This window comes from Antarctobacter heliothermus, from assembly GCF_900188425.1.
Classification (GTDB): domain Bacteria; phylum Pseudomonadota; class Alphaproteobacteria; order Rhodobacterales; family Rhodobacteraceae; genus Antarctobacter; species Antarctobacter heliothermus.
Map to the genome: position 1 here is coordinate 20,111 of NZ_FZON01000049.1, position 19,591 is coordinate 39,701.

Below are 19,591 nucleotides of genomic sequence, written 5' to 3' on the forward strand. Positions count from 1 at the left end.
GCTGCGTCTGCCCCCGGTTCTTGGCATGGTGCTGGCGCTGTTTGCGCTGTGGTATGTCGCCGTGGTGCCAATGAACGTGAAAGAGGTACTGACGGCGGCTGAACGCGCGGGGGTTGCGGTATCGCCCCCCTCGGCGGTTGAACGGCGCGATATGGGCAACTGGGCGCTGGTCATGCGCAACACCCACGCGCTGGGGGATAGCTGGAGCTCGGACCGGCCCAAGCTGCCCGCGCCGCATCAGGTGCTGGTGGAACTCTACGACTCGACCATCGACGAGGAATTGAACGGGCGGCGCGGGATCGTGAAATCGGGGACATTGTCCAACCGGTCGCTGGTTTACCATGCCATCGTGACGCTGAATGCGACCTTTCTGGGGTTTGTGATCGGCACGGTACTGGGGTGCGCCTTGGCTGTTGGGATCGTGCACAGCCGCGTCATGGATATGAGCGTGATGCCTTGGGCGATTGTCAGCCAGACCATCCCGATTGTCGCGCTGGCACCGATGATCATCGTGGTGCTCTATTCGATTGGGGTGCAGGGGTTGATCCCCAAGGCGGTGATTTCGGCCTATCTGTCGTTCTTTCCGGTGGTTGTGGGCATGGTCAAAGGACTGCGGTCTCCGGATGCCATGCAGATGGACCTGATGCGCACCTATAGCGCGCCGACGACCGCTGTACTGTGGAAGCTGCGCCTGCCCGCATCGGTCCCCTATCTGTTTGCCTCTCTCAAGATCGCCATCGCGGCCAGCCTTGTGGGGGCCATCGTTGGGGAACTGCCGGTGCAAAAAGGCGGCCTTGGCGCGCGGATGCTGGCGGGCAGCTATTACGGCCAGACCGCACAGATCTGGGCGGCACTGCTAGTGGCGGCGGGTCTTGCGGCGGTGCTGGTCTGGGCGACAGGCTGGATGGAGCGGCGGACCCTGCGCAAGATGGGGGCGAAACCATGACACTTGTGATGTTTGCCGTCCTTCTCTGGGCTGTCGGCTTTGGCGTGAACGTGATGCTGGCGAACGGCCCGGCGCGGGACACGGGCGCGGTGCGCCTTGCGGTGCCGCTGATCTTTGGCGCGACGATGCTGGGCATGTGGGAACTGATCGTGCGCGGGACACAGGTGCCGACGGTGATCCTGCCGCCGCCCTCGCTGATTGCGGCCAGCTTTGTCGGGAACCTGTCGACCCTTTGGGGCGATTTCACCCAGACAATCCTGAAAGGCGCGTTGTCAGGCTATATCATCGGCTGCGGGGCCGCCTTCCTGACCGCGCTGCTGGTGGACCGCAGCGACTACCTGCGCCGCGGGCTGCTGCCCTTGGGCAACTTCATGGCGGCGCTGCCGATCGTGGGCACCGCGCCCATCCTTGTGATGTGGTTCGGCTTTGGCTGGCAGTCCAAGGCGGCGGTTGTGGTGCTGATGGTCTATTTCCCGATGCTGGTGAACACGGTCGCGGGCCTGTCGGAGACATCCGCGATGCAGCGTGACCTGATGCGCACCTACGCCGCCACCTGGGGGCAATCGCTGTGGACACTGCGCCTGCCCGCCGCACTGCCGTTCATCTTTAACGGGCTCAAGATTTCCTCGACGCTGGCGCTGATCGGGGCCATCGTTGCCGAGTTCTTTGGCAGTCCGACCCAAGGGTTGGGGTTTCGCATCTCGACCAGCATCGGACAGCTTGACCTTGGCATGGTTTGGTCGGCCATCCTCGTGTCGGCGCTGTCGGGAACGGCGTTCTACGGGCTGGTGGCTCTTGCCGAACGCCGCATGACATTCTGGCACGCCTCGTATCGAGGCGGGCGATAACCGGACCGGGAAAACCGGCCACACGACTTAGGCACCAAGGAGGTACTGAAAGATGAAACAGACATGGATCGCCGCCGTTGCGGCATTGGGGATCGCGTCCCCGGCGCTGGCCGCGGACGAGATCAAACTGCAGCTGAAGTGGGTCACTCAGGCGCAGTTCGCGGGCTACTATGTGGCGCTGGAAAACGGCTATTACGACGAAGCCGATCTGGACGTGACCGTCATGCCCGGTGGACCGGACATTGCGCCCACGCAGGTGATCGCCGGGGGCGGTGCCGACGTGATCGTCGAATGGATGCCCGCCGCCCTGTCGGCGCGGGAAAACGGCCTGCCGCTGGTCAATATCGCGCAGCCCTTCAAGTCCTCGGGCATGATGCTGACCTGCTGGAAGGACGCCGGGATCGAAGGTCCGCAAGATCTGGACAACCGCACCTTGGGTGTCTGGTTCTTCGGCAACGAATTCCCCTTCCTCGCATGGATGAGCCAGCTGGACATCGCCACCGACGGCAAGGCCGAAGGCTCCGTCGAGGTGCTCAAGCAGGGCTTTAACGTCGATCCGCTGTTGCAGCGTCAGGCCGATTGCATCAGCACCATGACCTACAACGAATACTGGCAGGTGATCGACGCGGGCGTGGACCCGTCGGAACTGATCACCTTCAAGTACGAGGATCAGGGCGTCGCGATGCTGGAGGACGGTCTGTATGTGCTTGAGGAAAACCTCGAAGACCCGGCCTATGTCGACAAGATGGCGCGCTTTGTTGCAGCCTCGATGAAGGGCTGGAAATGGGCCGAGGAAAACCCCGAAGACGCGGCGATGATCGTGCTGGACTACGATGAGACCGGTGCCCAGACCGAAGCGCACCAGATCCGCATGATGGGCGAAGTGGCCAAGCTGACCGGCGGATCAGACGGCGCTCTGGACCCGGCGGATTATCAGCGCACGGTCGATACCCTGCTGGCCGGTGGGTCGGACCCCGTGATCACCAAGCAGCCCGAGGGTGCCTGGACGCATGTTGTCTCGGACGCGGCGCTGAAATAAGCGGTTGAAACGACTGACGCGAGGCCCTTTTGCGGGGCCTCGCGTTTTTGACAGGGTCACGCGGATCAGCCGCCCTTTACACCCGCCACATTGACATAGAGCGCATAGACCGACTGTGCCGCCGCCATGAAAATCCGGCTGTTGGCGCGTCCACCAAAGCACAGGTTGGCGCAGCGTTCGGGCAGGGCGATGCGGCCGATGGGTCGGCCATCCGGCGCAAAGACCATGACCCCGTCCAGTTCCGGATCGCCCATGCCCCAGCCGCACCACAGGTTGCCCTCCACATCGCAGCGCATCCCGTCGGGCGTGCCCGGCCCGGCGTCGATCTGAACACGCTTGTTGGACAGGGTGCGCCCGTCGCTGCCCATATCGTAGGCAAGGATCTTGCGGGTCGGGACGCCGCGCGACTCGACGATGTACAGGATGCCTTCATCCGGTGAAAAGCACAGGCCGTTGGGGCCAAGGATATCATCGGCGACAACGATTGCTTTCCTTGTTTCCGGATCGAGGCAATAGACGTTCTGGTTCAGTTCCGGCTCTGACCTGTAGCCCTCGTAGTTGCCCAGAATGCCGAACACCGGGTCCGAGAACCAGATCGAGCCGTCGGATTTGACGATGATGTCATTGGGAGAGTTCAGGGGCTTGCCATCAAAGCTGTCCATCAGGACGGTGATCGTGCCGTCATATTCCGTCCGGGTGATGCGCCGCCCGCCATGTTCGCAAGAGATCAGGCGCCCCTGCCGGTCCCGCGTGTGGCCATTGGCAAAATTCGACGGCGCGCGATATTCGCTGACCTGCCCGGTCTCTTCATCCCAGCGCATGATGCGGTTGTTTGGAATATCGCTCCACAACAGGTGGCGGGCATCGCCGAACCAGACCGGCCCTTCGGACCAGCGCATCCCGGTGGCCAGCCGTTCGACCCCGGCCAAGGGCAGGCGGTACTTGTCAAAGACGGGGTCCAGCGATTGCACCGCCGGATCGGGATAGCGAGTCGTCGGCGCCCAACCGTTCGGGAAAAGGTCGTTGTCGCTCACCTGAAATCTCCTGTTCTGCTGCGCGTGGTGGCGCGGATATTGGGGGCCGGCCAAGCACTCTAGCGCTTTTTCAGGGCGATCCCTTGCCCTGCTTGCGAAGGTCGCTCCAGCGTCGCGTGTGCGGCCAAGACCTGCGCCAGCCGGTCGGCCACCGGCGGCTGCCAGTTTTCGGCGCGGCGCGCATCGAGGTTGAAGCCAAGGAATTTGACCTCATTCGTGGCGCTGAGATTGCCATTCGCGTCCATCACCCGATGGAACAGGACCAGCCGCTTGGCGTCCACGTCCAACAGGTGTGTCTGAATGGAAAACGCGTCGCCCTCTGCCAGTTCGCCGGTATAGGTGACGTGGTTTTCGACGATGGCGTATTCATGGCCCTGCCGCCCCTCGATGGTCTGGACCGGCGCGTTGATCCAGTTCCAGAAGGCCCAGTTTGCCTGATCGCATATGGTCAGGAAATGCGCCATGTTGAGGTGGTGAAATTCATCCACCCAGTCGGGTTTGACGGTGTTGCGGACCAGCACCAGCGGGGCCGCGATCTCTCCGGTCCAGTCGTGCAGGAAGGTCTCTGTCACCAACATCAGCGGCCCTTCCAGACGGGATCACGTTTCTCAGAGAAGGAGGCAATGCCCTCTGCCGCGTCCGCGCTGGCGTAGATGCTGTCATAGATCGGCAAATCGCCGGACCGCATCCGGGCATAGGCGTCCTGTTCATTCAAGCCGGTGGTGGCGTGGTCGATTTCCTTTATCGCCTGCAACGACAAGGGGGCAGAGGCGGCGACACGGTCCGCCAGCGCCATCGCGGCGTCCAGCAGGTCAGCGCCGGGGACAACCGCATTCACCACGCCCCAACGGGCGAGTTCCTCTGCCGTGGCGCGGCGCCCCGTCATCATCATTTCCATCGCCACGGCGCGCGGCAGCAGGCGCGGCAGGCGGATTGTCCCGCCAGAGTCCGGCACCACTCCGATGGTGGCCTCTGGCAAGCCAAATTCAGCGTGATCCGCCGCTACGATCATGTCCGCCGCCAAGGCCAGCTCAAACCCGCCGCCCAGCGCCATGCCGTTGACGGCGGCGATCACCGGCTTTTTCAGGCCCCAGAATTCTGTCAGCCCGGCAAAACCGCCGACACCCTGATCGGCATCCGCCGCCTCCCCCTCTGCTGCGGCCTTGAGATCCCAGCCGGCGGAAAAGAACCGCGTGCCGCCGCCGGTGATGATGCCCACCGACAGGCCATCATCGTCCTGCAGGGTCTGGAATGCCGCGCCCAGCGCCATGCTGGTGGCCGCCGCGATGGCGTTGGCCTTGGGCCGATCCAAGGTGATCAGCAGGACACGCCCGTGTCGCTGTGTGGTGACGTCGCTCATGTCTCAACCAATCGTGCAAGGTAGGCACCGTAGCCTGATTTTCCGAACAGCCTCGCACGTTCCATTAGCGCGTCGGCGTCGATCCAGCCCTTTTGATAGGCGATCTCTTCGGGGCAGCCAACCTGTTGCCCCTGCCGTTCCGACAGGGTCCGCACAAAATTCCCAGCGTCCAGCAAGGACGCATGAGTGCCGGTGTCCAGCCAGGCATAGCCCCGGCCCATCTGCTGCACGTTGAGCAGCCCGGCGTGCAGGTACATTTCCAGCAACGAGGTGATCTCCAGCTCTCCCCGAGGAGAGGGCGTCACCGCGCGGGCGCGTTCGGGGGCAGAGCCATCAAGGAAGTAAAGCCCCGTCACCGCATAGGGAGATGGCGCTTTCACAGGTTTCTCGATGATGCTGCGCACCGTGCCGTCCGGGCTGAAATCGACCACGCCATAGCGCTCCGGGTCGGCCACCCGATAACCAAAGACCGTGCCGCCCACCGCCTGCTCATCCGCCGCGCGCAATTGTTCCGGCAGGCCGTGACCGAAAAAGATGTTGTCCCCCAGCACCATTGCCGACGGCGCGTCCGCAAGGAACGCCTCTGCCAGAAGGTAAGCCTGCGCCAGCCCGTCCGGAGAGGGCTGTACCACATAGTCCAACGATAGGCCCCACTGGCTGCCATCGCCCAGCGTGCGGCGGAACTGGTCCTGATCCTGCGGTGTGGTGATGATACAGATCTCGCGGATGCCGGTCAGCATCAGCACCGACAGCGGGTAGTAGATCATCGGCTTGTCGTAGATCGGCAAGAGCTGTTTCGACACGCCCATGGTGATCGGGTACAGCCGTGTGCCCGATCCCCCGGCCAGAATAATGCCCTTGCGCTGTGTCATGGGTGGTGTGCCCCTTTTGCTCGACGGTTGCGGGTCTGATGCCCGCGCACTCTGACAAGAGTGAGGCAAAATCGGAAACACTCTTGGCCCGTAGGTGGTGTCCTGTGCCAGACGGGCCACGGTTGCGCCTTACTGTTGCCCGGTCTGCCGTGTAAAACGAAGCGAACGACAGGACCGACGGGGCCCCGATGCTTGACGTACAACCCACCGCGCTGCCCGGCGTGATGATCCTGACACCGCGCCGGTTTGGCGACGGACGCGGGTTTTTCAGTGAAACCTGGAACCGGCAGCGTATGGCAGACCACGGGATCCAGATAGAGTTCGTGCAGGACAATCATTCACTATCGGCAGATGTGGACACCATACGGGGCCTGCATTTTCAGGCCCCGCCGCACGCGCAGGACAAACTGGTGCGCTGCGGGCGCGGACGGCTGTTTGACGTGGCGGTGGATATCCGTGTCGGATCTCCCACTTACGGCAACTGGATCGGAGTGGAGTTATCGGCAGAAAACGGCAAGCAATTGCTGATCCCGGCGGGGTTCCTGCATGGCTTTGTCACCCGCACCCCGGACACGGAGATCATCTACAAATGCTCGGACTACTACGCGCCGGAAACCGAGGGCGCGGTGCGGTTTGACGACCCCAGTATCGGCATCGACTGGGGGCTGACCGGCGCTGCGGTGCTGAGCGACAAGGATGCCGAGGCTCCCTCGTTCAAATCCTTTCAAAGCCCGTTCACATGGGAGGGCGCGGCATGAAGCTGTTGGTCACAGGCGGCGCCGGGTTCATCGGCTCTGCCGTGGTGCGCCGGGCGATTGCGCAGGGCCATGATGTGGTCAATCTGGATGCGCTGACCTATGCCGCCTGCCTCGACAATGTCGCCAGCGTGGCGGGCCACCCCAACTATGCGTTTGAGCAGGCCGATATCCGTGACCGCGCCGCCTTGGATCGAGTATTCGCCGCGCATCAACCCGACGCGGTGATGCACCTGGCCGCCGAAAGCCATGTGGACAGGTCCATCGACGGGCCGGGCACCTTTATCGACACCAATGTCATGGGCACCTTTCACCTGCTGGAGGCGGCGCGCGCCTTCTGGACCGGCGCGGGAAAACCTCAGGCGTTTCGCTTTCACCACATCTCGACCGATGAGGTATTCGGCTCTCTGGGACCAGAGGGCCAGTTCACCGAAGAAACGCCCTACGATCCACGGTCCCCCTATTCCGCGTCCAAGGCCGGGTCTGACCATCTGGTACGCGCCTGGGCCGAGACCTACGGGCTGCCGGTGGTGCTGACCAATTGTTCCAATAATTACGGCCCATATCACTTTCCCGAAAAGCTGATCCCGGTGGTGATCCTGAACGCCTTGGCGGGCAAGCCGCTGCCCATCTATGGCGACGGGTCCAACGTGCGCGACTGGCTGTATGTCGAGGATCACGCAGAGGCGCTGTTGCTGGTCATTACGCGCGGCGCGGTTGGGCGCAGCTATAACATCGGTGGCGAGAATGAGCGCACGAACCTGCAACTGGTGCAGACACTCTGCGCAATCCTTGACCGCAAGCGCCCCTTGCCGAAGGGGTCATATTCCGATCTCATCCAGTTTGTGACCGACCGCCCCGGACATGACGCCCGCTATGCCATCGACCCCGCCCGCATCCGCATTGAGCTGGGCTGGCAACCTTCGGTGACGGTCGAGGAAGGGCTGGAAATGACCGTGGACTGGTATCTGGCGAATGAACCCTGGTGGCGCGCCTTGCAGGACCGCCAAGGTGTGGGTCAGCGGTTGGGAGTGACCGCGTGATCCTTGTCTTTGGCCGCACCGGGCAGGTCGCGACAGAACTGCGGCGTCTGGGTGACGTTACAGCCCTTGGCCGCGGCGACGCCGATCTGGAAAACCCTCAGGCCTGCGCAGACGCCATCCACCAGCACCGCCCCGATATCGTCATCAACGCCGCCGCCTACACCGCCGTGGACCGCGCCGAAGAAGATGAGACACGGGCCACCCTGATCAACGGCACGGCCCCCGCCGCCATGGCCCGCGCCTGCGCGCAAACTGGCGCGGCACTGGTTCATATCTCGACCGACTATGTCTTTGACGGCACCGGCACAGTCCCCTTTGCGCCAGACGCACCCACCGCGCCGATAAATGTCTATGGACGGTCGAAACTGGCCGGAGAAGCGGCCATTCGCGCGGCGGGCGGCCCCCATGCCATCCTGCGCACCTCGTGGGTGTTCTCGGCACATGGGACCAACTTCGTGAAAACCATGCTACGGCTGGGGGCGGAACGCGGCCGGCTGAGCATCGTCGCCGACCAGATCGGTGGCCCGACCTCTGCCGCCGCCATCGCCCGCACCTGCCTGGCCGTGGGTCAGGCGCTGCGCCATGCACCGGAAAAGTCCGGCACCTATCACCTCTCCGGAGCTCCGAACGTCAGCTGGGCCGATTTCGCCCGCGCGATCTTTGACCGGGCGGGCCTGACCCCAGAGGTTCAGGACATCCCAACCAGCGCCTACCCCACGCCTGCCGTGCGCCCGCTGAATTCGCGTCTGGACAACACAAGCCTCACCCGGACGTTCGGGGTGCCGCGCCCCGATTGGCGGGCCGATCTGGATCAGGTCTTGCGAGAATTGGCTGCACACTGATCACTGCACACTGATCACGGCTTCTTCTCTGTAAAAATACCCCGGGGGTGAATGCGCCGTAGGCGCAGAGGGGGCAGCGCCCCCTCCCGCCCAACAACCGTGCAATTTGCCTTTTATTCGCGCCGCGATACCCCCGGACTGCTTCCAGATTGCGTCACCGCTTGCCTATGATGAGGGCATGACCACAGACGAATCCTTTCCCGTGACGCCACCGGCCCAGTTGTCTGCCCGCTTGCGCGCGCTTTTGATGCGGATCTATCCGGACCGTGACACGGACGAACTGACCGCGCAGGTGATCGACGCCTTCTGGCCCGCCATACCCGCCGCCCGCAAACGCGCGCGCAAACCCGGAAACACGTTGTGGTCGCAAAAGGATGCACTGCTGATCACCTACGGCGACAGCCTGATCGACGGCTTTTACAAACCGCTGGACCTGTTGCGCGATTTTCTCAGCAGCCATATGCCCGGCGTGGTGAACGGGGTGCATATCCTTCCGTTCTTTCCCTTCACCTCGGACGATGGTTTTGCCGTCACCGACTATCGCAAGGTCAACCCGACGCTGGGCGATTGGCCGGACATCAGCCGGATCGGCGCCGAATGGCACCTGATGTCGGATCTGGTGCTGAACCATGTGTCCAGTCAGGGCACCTGGTTCAACGCCTACCGGCAGGGACAGGCCCCCTACGACACGTTCTTTTACGAAGCCTCGCCGGACGATGACCTGTCGATGGTGGTGCGCCCGCGCATCACGCCGCTGCTGCAAGAGGTCGAGACAGCGATGGGCACGCGGCATGTCTGGTGTACCTTCAGCCATGATCAGGTTGATCTGGATTTCCGCAACCCCGAGGTCCTGCTGGAGATCATCCGCATCATCCGCCTGCATGTGGATGCGGGGGTCAAGATCATCCGGCTGGACGCGGTGGCCTTTGTCTGGAAGGAACCGGGTACGCCGTCCATTCACCTGCCCAAGACCCATGCCATTGTACAACTGTTGCGCGTGCTGGCCGATTTCGCGGCGGAACCGATTGTCCTGCTGACCGAAACCAATGTCCCCAAGGCGGAAAACCTCAGCTATTTCGGCCAGCTGAACGAGGCGCACTGGATCTACAACTTTCCGCTGCCGCCGCTGATCCTGCATGCGATGCTGTCGGGCGACGCGAAATCCCTGTCGAACTGGCAACGGGCGATGCCGCCTGCCCCGCACGGTTGCGCCTATCTGAACTTTTCCGCCAGCCATGACGGTATCGGAATGCGCCCCGCCGAAGGGCTGCTGCCGGATGAGGAAATCGCGCGGATGATCCAGACTGTGCAGGAGGCTGGCGGGCTTGCCTCCATGCGGGCGCTGCCGGGGGGCGGCACAGCGGTTTATGAACTGAACACCACCTTCTTTTCCGCCATGCAGCGCACCTACAAGGGGGACGACGGGAAACAGGTGGACCGGTTCGTCTGTTCACAGACCATCGTAATGTCGCTGGAGGGCATCCCTGCCTTTTACATCCACGCCATGCTGGCCACGCCCAACGATCTGGAGGGCGTCGCCCGGCGCGGCATGAACCGCGCGATCAATCGCCACCGCTGGGACTATTCCGATTTGCAGGAGAAACTTGCCGATCCGGGCAGCGATCCGGCGCGGGTTCTGGCCGCTATGTCAGACCGCTTGCGGCTGCGATCCCGGCAGGCAGCGTTCCACCCCAATGCGACCAACTTTACGCTGGCGGTGGATGACCGGGTCTTTGCCGTGTGGCGGCAGGCGCTGGATCGCAGCCAGTCGATCTTTGCGTTGCACAATGTCAGTGCGGAAACGATCGACCTGCCGCCCCGTGCGCTGAACCTGATTGCCGATGAGCATTGGGTCGACCTGCTGTCCGGAGAGACGCTGCACCCCGAAGAGGACGGCGTCACCCTTGCTCCCTACCAATGCCGGTGGATCACCAACCGGGCCTAGCGCGCTCTATTGGCCAAAGCCGCGCTGGATATTGCTGAGCAACACGCGCGCTCGTTGGGCGTGCGCGCCGTTGGGATATTGCCCCAGATACAGGCGCAAGCCCGTCTCGCCGCGTGCGCGGCCCCATGTTGCGGTTTCCTGAGCCGACACGCCATTGCGGGCGGGTTGCCTGACCGGCGGTGTGGCTGCGACAGGGTCTTGCGGCGCTTGGGCCGCGGCGAGGTCCGCCAATTGCGCAATCTGTGCGGCATCAAGGTAGCCCGTCACATCTGCCCCGTTCCGGTTTTGCCATGCGGCAATCGATCCGCGCGTGCGCGGGCCAAAAATGCCGTCGATGCCGCGTGTGTCAAAACCCAGTTGCGCCAGATCGCGCTGGATCGCCCTGCGCGCGGTGACGTTCAGCGCCAGCGCCGCTTCAGTTATGCGTGCCTTTGCCCTGTCCGCGTGCCGCCCCTGTGGGAAACTGTCCAGATAGGCACGATATGCCGCCGCGCTGTCCCCGCCTTGCGCCCGTTGCCAGGCCAGATCGTCGACCTGCCGCGCCCGGTCACGCGCGGCAGCCTGTTCCGCCTCGGTCGGCGGTCTGACCTCTGTATGTTCCAGCACGACAAGGCTGTCCGCTGTATGTCCCGCGATGATCAGGTCATAGCCCTCTGCCGCCTGCGTCAGCCGCGTTCCAGGGTGCGCCATCTCACCGGCGGCGAACTGCGCCACCTGATCGGACGGGCCACGGATCACGGTCACACCGTCCGGAATGTCCAGCGTGGCAAGCCCAGAGTCAGGCCCAATGTCAGGCCCCGTTTCGCCTAGTACCAGAAAGGCGCGGCGCGGGCTTTGCGCCAGAACGTCCAATACGGCGGACAGGGACAGACCCGGCTGCGCGGTCCCTTGTTGCGGACCGGAGGGCTGCAAGTAGACCCCGTCCGCCCCCTGCGCGAACACGCCCGACAGCACGACGATCAGGGGCGTCTCATCCTCGGAAATGGAGGCGGAAAATGCCCCAACGGCCTGCGCCATGGCGTCATGCCCACCGTTTGCCAGTGCCTCGACCTCTTGCCCGCGCAGGCGCAGGGCGTGGGCCACCTGCTGCACCTCGGCCGGGCCGAACCCCGTCGCGCCATCGCCGGGGGCCGCATTGCCGATAACCAGCGCATCGCCGGTGATGAAGGCCGCAAACGAAGGGCCCGCCACAAGGGCGCCCAATAGCGCCAGTCCCGCTGTCCACTTTACCATGCCATCCTCCGTACCGTCCCGAGTCGCCACTTTGCTTGGCGTTCAAGCAAAGCCTAACGGGTTCGATCCCTCCCGTCGACGGTGGCGGGTGGTGCGATGGATCAGAAGGCCACCGGTGCAAATTCTTCGCAATCCGCCGCCACGGCAGCGCGCAATTCACTGACAATCCCGGCGTCGGCGGCGTTTACGCGGCTCCAGTTCGGGACAAAGGGGGTCTCATTCGGCTTGTCGAGAAAGACATGGCCCGCCTCCATGATGTTGTTGGCGAACAACTCGATGGTCTTTTCCTCACGGTGGCGGTCGATGGTCAGGCCGTTCATCTTGGCGTCGTTGTCGTAGAATTCCACCAGATCCAGCGCGACGCGGTAGTAGGTGGCCTTTAGCGCGCGAAAGACATTGGGCGTGAACACCGTGCCATCGGCGGCCAGCTTGCGAAAGATCGCCTTGCAGATGTCCATCGACATGCGGTTGAGGCCAGTCGCGGCATCCGCTTCGCTGACGTCCTGGTGTTTGTGGTCATAGGCATCGGCGATTTCCACCTGACAGACGGAATGCCGCCCCAGATTGCGCCAGACCTCTGACAGGACACCGATTTCCAGCCCCCAGTCCGACGGGATGCGCAGGTCCGGCAACAGCGAGGTGCGCAGCGCAAATTCACCCGAAAGCGGATAGCGAAAGGCGCGCAGATAATCGATGTAATCGCGGTCCCCCACCACCTTTTTCAGCGCGATCAACAGCGGTGAGACCAACAGCCGTGTCACCCGCCCGTTCAGCTTGCCGTCGCCGATGCGCGGATAATACCCCTTGGACAGTTGATAGCGGAAATTGGGGTTCACCACCGGATAGACCAGCCGATCCAGCAGGTCGCGTTTGTAGGTGACGATATCGCAGTCGTGCAGGGCCATCACGGCGGTGTCGGCGCAGGAAATCAGGTAGCCCATGCAGGTCCACATGTTCTTGCCCTTGCCTTGCTCCTCGGGGGCCAGTCCCATGTCGACCAGTTTGGCGTTCAGTGCCTGCATCCGGGGGCTGTCATTCCAGAGCACCACATGATCCTGCGGCAGGCGGGCAAAGAAATCGCGCGCGCGGCGGAACTGGGCCTCATCGGCGCGGTCCAGCCCGATGATGACGCGGTGCAGGTAGGACACCTTGCTCAGCTCGTCGATGATGTTGCCCATGGCCGGACCTTCGAGTTCGGAATACAGGCAGGGCAGGACAAGGCTGATCTTGCGGGTCTGGGCGTAGGTTTCAATCTCGTAGATCAATTCCTCGACTGGGCGGGACCGCAGGTTGTGAAACTGGGCGATATTGCCGTTCTGGTGAAAATCCGCCATGCGAGTCAGTCCTTTATGTCGTTCAGAATGGCCAGCACCGCCTCGGCCCAACCAGAGGGTCCGGGCTGGGTGGTGCGCCGGATGGTGCCCTGTGCCTCACCGGGCAATTCGGGGATGCCGGGGCCGTGGTCATTGCGCACGATGACGCCGAGGCTGGCGGCCTGCAGCATGTCGGTGTCATTGGGGGCGTCGCCCAGCGCCAGCGTGCGGCGGGCGCCCAATTCGGCGGCAATCTGGCGTAAGCCATCCGCCTTGGTCCGCCCGTGTGAGAGCGTCAGGAAACGCCCCCCTGCACGGGCCTGAATGCCCAGTTCCGCAAGGGCGGCCAGAAAGATGGCGCGTTCCGCATCGCTGCCGTGCCAGAGACCCGGCTCTGAGTGTTGGCGTTGCCGCGCGCGCTGTGCCGATTCCAGTGGCAGGCCGGTGATCTGCACGACCTTGGCGTCCGTCATGTCGCCAAAGCCGGTAAAAGACCCACGCAGGTCGGCGGGAAGTGTATCCAGTGCGGCGCGGATCGCCGCATAGGGGGCGGTGTCCGCGTCTTTGCTGCCGGGACGGTAGATGCCCGCACCGTTTTCGACGATGGCGGGCCATTGCCCAAGTTTCAGTGACTTGTGCAGCACTGCGACCTCGGCGGCGGTCTTGGAGGTGGCAAGGATCAGCGGAATGCCCCGCGCCCCAAGCGCGTCCAGCGCCGGTTGCGCCGCAGCGTATGAGTAGGTTTCGTGATCCAGAAGGGTTCCGTCCAGATCGCTGAAGACGACAAGTTCTGTCACGCGGTGTGCCGATTTATCATTGCCGTCCCGTTATGGCGGGCGATGGCGGGGCAGGCCAGAGGTGACGCGCACAGCGCAGGCAGTGTGCGCAAAAACTATGCAAACGCCTGCAATTCACCCGAATTGCCTTTTTTCTAGGCATATCAGGTTTGATGCACCACAACGTCCACCGGGGCCCGACCGGCCAGCACCCGACGCGCGTTCGGGATGTCGTTGGACAGGGCCTTTTGCCGGGCGTCCTCTGGCGCATATCCATAGCCAAGCCAGCGGCTGATCAGACGGCGTTCCAATTCCGCCTCGGGGACCTCCAGAAAGACGGTTGCATCCCAAAGCGGCATCAGGCTGTCCCACGGTGTTTCGGCAAAACAGAGGTAGTTGCCCTCAACCACAACGGTGTCCGTATCCGGGCCAATCTCTTGCGCGCCCGCGATGGCGATCTCGCGGGAACGGTCAAAGACTGGCAAGAGGACGGACGGTTCAGCGGCGACCCGGGCGAGCGTCGCCTTGAGACCGTCGAAATCAAAGCTCTCCGGCGCGCCTTTGCGCGGCAGTAGGCCGCGCGGCTCCAGCAGGCGGTTGTCGAGGTGAAACCCGTCCATCGGCATAAGCACGGCGCGCGGACCAAGGTGACCGACCAGCGCCTCTGCCAAGGTGGATTTGCCCGATCCGGGCGGCCCCGCGACCGCCAGCATCATGCGGCGGCCTTTGGCGGTGACGTGGCTCAGGTGGTCGGTGATCTGTTGCAGGTCCGTATCGGGGATCATGTCTCAGACCTCCTGCGCCGCCGCAACGGCGCGTTTCCAAGCGGCGTATTTTGCTGCACGGGTATCTTCATCCATATCCGGTTCAAACCGCCGTTCCAGCGCCCAGGTGTCGGCAAAGCCCGCCATGTCGGGATACACTCCGGCGCGTTGACCGGCCAACCAGGCCGCCCCCATCGCGGTGGTTTCCAGCACCTCGGGACGGTCGACTGACGCGCCAATGATGTCCGACAGGAACTGCATCGCCCAGTCAGAGGCGGTCATGCCGCCATCGACCCGGAGCGTCGCAGCGGTTCTGTCCCCGCCGCCAGAGGCGTCCCAATCCGCCTGCATCGCCTCCAGCAGATCACGAGTCTGATAGCCTACGGATTCCAGCGCCGCGCGCGCCAGTTCCGCCGGGCCGGAATTGCGGGTCAGGCCAAAGATCGCGCCACGGCAATCGGCGTTCCAATACGGCGCGCCAAGACCGGTGAAGGCGGGCACCAAGATCACGTCCTGTCCGGCATCGGCGGTTTCGGCCAGCGGCTGCGTCTCTGCCGCATCCCGAATGATCTTCAGCCCGTCACGCAGCCATTGCACCACCGCGCCCGCAACAAAGATCGATCCCTCGAGCGCGTAGCTGCGCTTGCCGTCCAGTTGATAGGCGATGGTGGTCAGCAGCCGGTTTTCGCTGCGCACGGGTGTTTCGCCAGTGTTGAGCAGGGCAAAGCAGCCGGTGCCATAGGTGGATTTCAGCATGCCGGGCTGGAAACAGGCCTGCCCCACGGTGGCGGCCTGCTGGTCGCCCGCAACCCCAAGGATCGGGATTTCGCGCCCAAACAGATCGGCGCGCGTCATGCCGAAATCGGCGGCGCAGTCCAAAACCTCTGGCAACATCGACTTGGGGATGTCCAGCATGGCGCACATCTCGTCCGACCATGTCCCACGGTGGATGTCGAACAGCATGGTGCGCGCCGCATTGGTGGCATCGGTGACATGGCGCGCGCCGCCGGTCAGGTTCCAGATCAGCCAGCTGTCAACGGTGCCGAACAGCAGATCCCCTGCCTTGGCCCGTTCGCGAGCACCCTCGACGGTGTCCAGCAGCCAGGCCAGCTTGGTTCCCGAAAAATAGGGGTCCAGCAGCAGTCCGGTGGTGTCGGTGACTGTGCCTTCGTGACCCGCGTCCTTGAGCCTGCGACACAGGTCAGAGGTCCGCCTGTCCTGCCAGACAATGGCGTTATGGATCGGTTTTCCGGTCTTGCGATCCCAGACCACCGTTGTTTCGCGCTGATTGGTGATGCCGATAGCGGCAATCTCCTGTGCGCTGATCCCTGCCTTTTCGATGGCGGCGCGGCAGGTGGCGGCGGTGGTCGCCCACAGGTCCGACGGATCATGTTCGACCCAGCCAGAAGCTGGAAAGTGTTGGGGAAACTCCTCTTGCGCAGAACTGACGATCTGCAAATCCTGATCGAAAAGCAGGGCCCGGCTGGATGTGGTGCCCTGATCTATGGCGAGAATATAGCCCATGGTCCGCTCCTCCCGAGTTTGGCGCCTGCGCTGCACCGCCCCTCAGTGAGTAGCTCTGGCCGTCTGCGCTGACAAGGTAGTGCCATGCCCGTAGGGGGAACGCCGCAAGGGTGGCGCGCGTTCCTTACAGGACCACAGTGACGGGTGCGCGCGCCGCCCACCCGCAGGATGCACAAGGAGAGACCCCCATGTTGCACGACCTTTCAGAGCTATTTGAGACACCGCTTGAGACACATTCCGGCCCGGCAGGTCTGCGCGAGGTCTTTTTTGATCGTGGCAACGGGCGCATCCGCCTTGTCGCAATCGAGATGGCGCATTCCGCCCCCCGGACAGAAGCGCTGATCGACGCGGCCCGCCTGTCCACGCCGGTGCACGATGGCGGCGGCTGGACCCTGTCGGTGGGGGACGATGAAATCGACGAGGCGCTCAGCTGGCCCGAGGTGCTGGAACAGGACGCAATGGACCTGTCCATTTGGCCGATGGTTGTGGCCGGTCCGCTGGGCACCAGCTTTGCCCCCCTGCTGGCACTGTCGGCGTTGCGAGCCAACCCGCCGGAGTCTGACCCGACATCGCCCGACACCCAGACCGCCAATGAATTGGTCGCCCCGCTGGAACAGGCTGGCGACTGGATCGGCGCGGCGGTCTTTGGCCATGACGGAGAGCTTGGACACCTGACGGGGCTGATGTTTGAGCCAGCCACCCGGACCATCCGCGCATTGCGCCTGACGGATACACCCGCCGGGGGGCCGGTTGATCTGCCCTACGACCGCCTGCGCTATCGGGCAGAGAGCGGCGGCCATCTTGTGGTCGATGCGACGCGCGCTGATCTGGAACAGGTCGGCACCGAAAGCGCCTGACCGGGACGCTCGCCTGGGACGATTGTAAAAAAGTGGATCAGTGCGGGAACCAAACCTCTCGTCAGGCATTTCTTAGGTATCAAGGCACGAAATGATGCGGGCGCGTTTCCTCCCCTCCCCCGCTCGCATCCCAACGCCCCCGTCGGTGCTCCGCCGGGGGCGTGTTCTTGTGCGGATCATCGCGAAAGCCGCGCCTTGGGGACAGCAGCCACATGACAAAAAAAGCCCGCCGCTGAATACGGCGGGCGTTCAAGAAGGCCATAGCGTTGAGTGTCAGTCGCGCAGCGCGGAATGCAGCGTTGACTGCGTCCCATGCATGTCGATGTGGACCAGCGCATCGTGCTGTTCCAGAACGTCATGGATCGCCACCAGCTTGGCCACATGTGAGGCGGACGGATGATCGACAATCATCTGCAGGCGGGCCTGACCCGCAGGCGGCACCTCGGCCAGTTCGAACGCTTCTACGAACTGGTACAGATCAGCGGCAAGCGCATCCCGGACCTGCGCATTCGCGGGGGCCGTCAGCAGAGCGGCGGCGAAGGTGAGGGCGATGATACGGAGCATTGTGATCCTCCTGGTCCGGTTGCGGTCATTGGGCAAACCTTGCCCGTCGGGTCGCGCCATCATGGCGGCGGCCCTGTTTTTCATGGTCTTGCTGTTGTTTTGTCGCTTGGCGGGCCTAGCGGCCGTTCGGTCGAAACCACGGGCGGCCAGGTGGCGGCGTGCACCGCGACGGCCCTGTTGGCGTCTGTCGGCAAGTCGTATTCATCTACGTCGCCCCCCATCGGCCAACCTGTTTCAACGAATGGCGCCGCTCAGGCAGCGCCCCAGCGGAGGGCAATGTCATGGCAACGCGGCGCTGTGCCGCAAAACATGCCTCCGTCCGCTGTCTTCAATAGCAAAACTCCGCCAATGCGGAAAAGGTTCCCTTGCGGTCTGAATTCCCCGTTAACGAAGCTGCGGGGAACGAATCGTCAGACACATGCGTTACGCCATTGCGGGGCTTTTCCCGCTTTCGAAGGACACGCCAGACATGAATGCCATCCCCTGTTCGACCCGTGGCAGACCAATCCCTGTCCAGCCACTGCGGACGGCGGCGAATCCTGTGGTTTTCCTGCCCGGCCTGTTCATGACCAGCGATGCCTGGGCACCGATCTGCCAAAGCATGGGCCTGCGCAACCACCTGCTGCTGGATCTTCCGGGGCACAGCGCTGGCGAGACGGCCAAGCAGGTGGTCGAGTTGCTCCACGGCGACCGCTGGCTGGATCAGATGGAGACCCGGATTGCCGAGTTTTCGGACGGACGCCCGGTCCATCTGGTCGGCCATTCAACCGGCGGCCTGGTGAGTCTGCTTTTGGCGTGGCGCGCGCCGCATCTTGTGCGCTCTCTGGTGCTGGTGGGTGCCCCCATCACCGGCCACCGCGATCTGCCGCGTGACCTGGGTGCAGCCCTGATGGCGCATGACTATGCCGGACGATGGACCATGCCGCTGCTCTGGCGACTGGGTCTGGCGACAAGAAACAATTTCGAGCGCACAATGGCGACTGTGATGCCGCGTGCAGCGGCCCGGCACGTCCCCGATGAGATGCGGCAAAGTCTGCGACGCTGCACACCCGAGGCAATCCGGCAATTCGGAAAATGGGTTCTGGAACAGGATGTGACTGCCACGATGGAACGGATCGACAAACCCTGCCTGGCCATCATCGGGCGCCATGACTGCGTGGTGCCCGCGCAACATCAGATCAAGTTACTTCACCATCTACCGCAAGCGCAGGCACAGCTTGTGCCCGGCGGCCATCTGCCTTTTGTCGAACAGCCGCAGCAATTCGCGCGGACGTTGCGCGGATGGTTGTCGCTGCCGCATGACGCGCTGGCCGCCGGTTGACGGGGATGGCGAACAAACGCGCTTTCAGTTTCGTCCAGACCATGCTGACCCTGCGTCGGATCAGCCGCATTCTATGGGTGCGGGTGGCACTGCTGTCGGCCCTGTCCGTCATCGCGGCGCTGTCGGCAGAATTGCTGGGCCCACTGATACCAGACGGCCCACGCGACCGATTTACCGCGTCCGCCACGCTGCCGATCCTGACGATCCTTGCCAATGGCATGTTGGCTGTGAACAGGCATGCAATTTTGACCCCGTAACGGGGTGATCGGCGTCCAACAATGACCCCCTTACACTGATGTGGATGATGCTCCCGAGGCTATCGGGGAGCACAGTGTGGGATGTTGGTTGTGGAGACGATTGCGAAGATCCGTCGGGCGTATTTTCAGGACAAGAAGCCGATCAAGCAGATCTGCCGGGAACTGCGGATTTCACGGAACACGGTGCGCAAGGTGATCCGGTCCGGTGCGACCGAGCACACCTACGAGCGGACCGTCCAGCCGCAGCCGAAGATCGGTCCTTGGAAGGACGAACTCGACGAGATGCTGGCGACAAACG

Annotated in this window: 20 protein-coding genes and 1 pseudogene; 11 read left to right on the top strand and 10 right to left on the bottom strand. The window is 63.4% G+C overall.

From position 1 onward, the window contains the following. Positions 1–25 precede the first annotated feature (25 nt). Genes CHB90_RS19735 through CHB90_RS19745 form a run of 3 tightly spaced genes read left to right on the top strand, consistent with a single transcriptional unit; the run spans position 26 to position 2,833 of the window. Positions 26–946 (top strand): ABC transporter permease, encoded by a 921-nt coding sequence (locus tag CHB90_RS19735; protein ID WP_245823308.1) that lies wholly within the window; start codon positions 26–28, stop codon positions 944–946. Beyond that, entirely contained in the window at positions 943–1,794 is an 852-nt protein-coding gene (locus CHB90_RS19740; protein WP_089279569.1) for an ABC transporter permease, read from the top strand. Before CHB90_RS19735 ends, CHB90_RS19740 begins: the two co-directional genes overlap by 4 nt. 52 nt (positions 1,795–1,846) lie before the next feature. After that, positions 1,847–2,833, top strand: coding sequence for an ABC transporter substrate-binding protein (locus tag CHB90_RS19745; RefSeq protein WP_089279570.1), 987 nt, complete (start codon positions 1,847–1,849; stop codon positions 2,831–2,833). A 65-nt stretch (positions 2,834–2,898) separates the two neighbouring features. Here the strand turns inward: CHB90_RS19745 and CHB90_RS19750 are convergent, their stop codons facing one another. From CHB90_RS19750 to rfbA, 4 genes are read right to left on the bottom strand one after another with little or no spacing between them, the layout of a single operon-like run. After that, positions 2,899–3,867 (bottom strand): SMP-30/gluconolactonase/LRE family protein, encoded by a 969-nt coding sequence (locus tag CHB90_RS19750; protein ID WP_089279571.1) that lies wholly within the window; start codon positions 3,865–3,867, stop codon positions 2,899–2,901. Between the two features lie 59 nt (positions 3,868–3,926). Next, positions 3,927–4,445 carry a thioesterase family protein gene (locus CHB90_RS19755; protein WP_089279572.1) on the bottom strand — a complete coding sequence of 173 codons (519 nt, stop codon included), beginning with the start codon at positions 4,443–4,445 and terminating at the stop codon, positions 3,927–3,929. Further along, positions 4,445–5,227: an enoyl-CoA hydratase-related protein gene (locus tag CHB90_RS19760; RefSeq protein WP_089279573.1), complete on the bottom strand. Its 783-nt coding sequence runs from the start codon at positions 5,225–5,227 to the stop codon at positions 4,445–4,447. The genes CHB90_RS19755 and CHB90_RS19760 overlap by 1 nt, the downstream gene beginning before the upstream one ends. Continuing rightward, the gene (gene rfbA, locus CHB90_RS19765; RefSeq protein WP_089279574.1) at positions 5,224–6,099 is read right to left on the bottom strand and encodes a glucose-1-phosphate thymidylyltransferase RfbA; all 876 of its coding nucleotides are present in this window, start codon (positions 6,097–6,099) and stop codon (positions 5,224–5,226) included. The genes CHB90_RS19760 and rfbA overlap by 4 nt, the downstream gene beginning before the upstream one ends. Before the next feature lie 188 nt (positions 6,100–6,287). Between rfbA and rfbC the strand changes: the two genes are divergently transcribed. The 4 genes from rfbC to CHB90_RS19785 all read left to right on the top strand — a co-directional run bounded on the left by rfbC (position 6,288) and on the right by CHB90_RS19785 (position 10,684). Next, entirely contained in the window at positions 6,288–6,857 is a 570-nt protein-coding gene (rfbC, locus tag CHB90_RS19770; RefSeq protein ID WP_089279575.1) for a dTDP-4-dehydrorhamnose 3,5-epimerase, read from the top strand. Continuing rightward, a complete protein-coding gene (rfbB, locus tag CHB90_RS19775; protein ID WP_089279576.1) occupies positions 6,854–7,897 on the top strand; it encodes a dTDP-glucose 4,6-dehydratase in 1,044 nt (347 codons plus the stop codon). The genes rfbC and rfbB overlap by 4 nt, the downstream gene beginning before the upstream one ends. Continuing rightward, positions 7,894–8,739, top strand: coding sequence for a dTDP-4-dehydrorhamnose reductase (rfbD, locus tag CHB90_RS19780; RefSeq protein ID WP_089279577.1), 846 nt, complete (start codon positions 7,894–7,896; stop codon positions 8,737–8,739). The genes rfbB and rfbD overlap by 4 nt, the downstream gene beginning before the upstream one ends. Positions 8,740–8,917: 178 nt before the next feature. Next, entirely contained in the window at positions 8,918–10,684 is a 1,767-nt protein-coding gene (locus CHB90_RS19785; RefSeq protein ID WP_089279578.1) for an alpha-amylase family glycosyl hydrolase, read from the top strand. A gap of 6 nt (positions 10,685–10,690) precedes the next feature. Here CHB90_RS19785 and CHB90_RS19790 read toward each other — a convergent pair whose 3' ends face one another. The 5 genes from CHB90_RS19790 to glpK all read right to left on the bottom strand — a co-directional run bounded on the left by CHB90_RS19790 (position 10,691) and on the right by glpK (position 16,294). After that, a complete protein-coding gene (locus tag CHB90_RS19790) occupies positions 10,691–11,917 on the bottom strand; it encodes a peptidoglycan-binding domain-containing protein (RefSeq protein WP_089279579.1) in 1,227 nt (408 codons plus the stop codon). A gap of 101 nt (positions 11,918–12,018) precedes the next feature. After that, the gene (locus CHB90_RS19795; protein WP_089279580.1) at positions 12,019–13,251 is read right to left on the bottom strand and encodes a glycosyltransferase family protein; all 1,233 of its coding nucleotides are present in this window, start codon (positions 13,249–13,251) and stop codon (positions 12,019–12,021) included. Positions 13,252–13,256: 5 nt separating this feature from the next. Further along, positions 13,257–14,027 carry an HAD-IIB family hydrolase gene (locus CHB90_RS19800; protein WP_089279581.1) on the bottom strand — a complete coding sequence of 257 codons (771 nt, stop codon included), beginning with the start codon at positions 14,025–14,027 and terminating at the stop codon, positions 13,257–13,259. Positions 14,028–14,170: 143 nt separating this feature from the next. Beyond that, positions 14,171–14,791, bottom strand: coding sequence for a nucleoside triphosphate hydrolase (locus CHB90_RS19805; RefSeq protein ID WP_089279582.1), 621 nt, complete (start codon positions 14,789–14,791; stop codon positions 14,171–14,173). A gap of 3 nt (positions 14,792–14,794) precedes the next feature. Next, complete coding sequence (glpK, locus tag CHB90_RS19810) at positions 14,795–16,294, bottom strand: glycerol kinase GlpK (protein WP_089279583.1); 1,500 nt, start codon at positions 16,292–16,294, stop codon at positions 14,795–14,797. 188 nt (positions 16,295–16,482) lie between these two features. Between glpK and CHB90_RS19815 the strand changes: the two genes are divergently transcribed. Then, the gene (locus CHB90_RS19815; RefSeq protein ID WP_089279584.1) at positions 16,483–17,151 is read left to right on the top strand and encodes a PRC-barrel domain-containing protein; all 669 of its coding nucleotides are present in this window, start codon (positions 16,483–16,485) and stop codon (positions 17,149–17,151) included. Between the two features lie 273 nt (positions 17,152–17,424). On the opposite strand, the gene CHB90_RS19820 is transcribed toward CHB90_RS19815, so the two are convergent. Then, a complete protein-coding gene (locus tag CHB90_RS19820; RefSeq protein ID WP_089279585.1) occupies positions 17,425–17,715 on the bottom strand; it encodes a hypothetical protein in 291 nt (96 codons plus the stop codon). Between the two features lie 469 nt (positions 17,716–18,184). Here CHB90_RS19820 and CHB90_RS19825 point away from each other — a divergent pair, with 469 nt between their 5' ends. From CHB90_RS19825 to CHB90_RS19835, 3 genes and pseudogenes are all read left to right on the top strand, one after another. After that, positions 18,185–19,036: an alpha/beta fold hydrolase gene (locus CHB90_RS19825; RefSeq protein WP_170941123.1), complete on the top strand. Its 852-nt coding sequence runs from the start codon at positions 18,185–18,187 to the stop codon at positions 19,034–19,036. Between the two features lie 5 nt (positions 19,037–19,041). Continuing rightward, on the top strand, positions 19,042–19,293 hold the full coding sequence (locus tag CHB90_RS19830) for a hypothetical protein (protein ID WP_089279587.1): 252 nt from the start codon (positions 19,042–19,044) through the stop codon (positions 19,291–19,293). Positions 19,294–19,374: 81 nt separating this feature from the next. Continuing rightward, positions 19,375–19,591: pseudogene (locus CHB90_RS19835) on the top strand (IS21 family transposase); the annotation flags it as partial.

Coding starts and splice junctions, on each gene's coding strand:
- CHB90_RS19735 (WP_245823308.1), top strand. CDS start 26: ATGGTGCTGGCGCTGTTTGCGCTGTGGTATGTCGCCGTGGTGCCAATG.
- CHB90_RS19740 (WP_089279569.1), top strand. CDS start 943: ATGACACTTGTGATGTTTGCCGTCCTTCTCTGGGCTGTCGGCTTTGGC.
- CHB90_RS19745 (WP_089279570.1), top strand. CDS start 1,847: ATGAAACAGACATGGATCGCCGCCGTTGCGGCATTGGGGATCGCGTCC.
- CHB90_RS19755 (WP_089279572.1), bottom strand. CDS start 4,445: ATGTTGGTGACAGAGACCTTCCTGCACGACTGGACCGGAGAGATCGCG.
- CHB90_RS19760 (WP_089279573.1), bottom strand. CDS start 5,227: ATGAGCGACGTCACCACACAGCGACACGGGCGTGTCCTGCTGATCACC.
- rfbA (WP_089279574.1), bottom strand. CDS start 6,099: ATGACACAGCGCAAGGGCATTATTCTGGCCGGGGGATCGGGCACACGG.
- rfbC (WP_089279575.1), top strand. CDS start 6,288: ATGCTTGACGTACAACCCACCGCGCTGCCCGGCGTGATGATCCTGACA.
- rfbB (WP_089279576.1), top strand. CDS start 6,854: ATGAAGCTGTTGGTCACAGGCGGCGCCGGGTTCATCGGCTCTGCCGTG.
- CHB90_RS19785 (WP_089279578.1), top strand. CDS start 8,918: ATGACCACAGACGAATCCTTTCCCGTGACGCCACCGGCCCAGTTGTCT.
- CHB90_RS19790 (WP_089279579.1), bottom strand. CDS start 11,917: ATGGTAAAGTGGACAGCGGGACTGGCGCTATTGGGCGCCCTTGTGGCG.
- CHB90_RS19795 (WP_089279580.1), bottom strand. CDS start 13,251: ATGGCGGATTTTCACCAGAACGGCAATATCGCCCAGTTTCACAACCTG.
- CHB90_RS19805 (WP_089279582.1), bottom strand. CDS start 14,791: ATGATCCCCGATACGGACCTGCAACAGATCACCGACCACCTGAGCCAC.
- glpK (WP_089279583.1), bottom strand. CDS start 16,294: ATGGGCTATATTCTCGCCATAGATCAGGGCACCACATCCAGCCGGGCC.
- CHB90_RS19815 (WP_089279584.1), top strand. CDS start 16,483: ATGTTGCACGACCTTTCAGAGCTATTTGAGACACCGCTTGAGACACAT.
- CHB90_RS19820 (WP_089279585.1), bottom strand. CDS start 17,715: ATGCTCCGTATCATCGCCCTCACCTTCGCCGCCGCTCTGCTGACGGCC.
- CHB90_RS19825 (WP_170941123.1), top strand. CDS start 18,185: ATGAATGCCATCCCCTGTTCGACCCGTGGCAGACCAATCCCTGTCCAG.
- CHB90_RS19830 (WP_089279587.1), top strand. CDS start 19,042: ATGGCGAACAAACGCGCTTTCAGTTTCGTCCAGACCATGCTGACCCTG.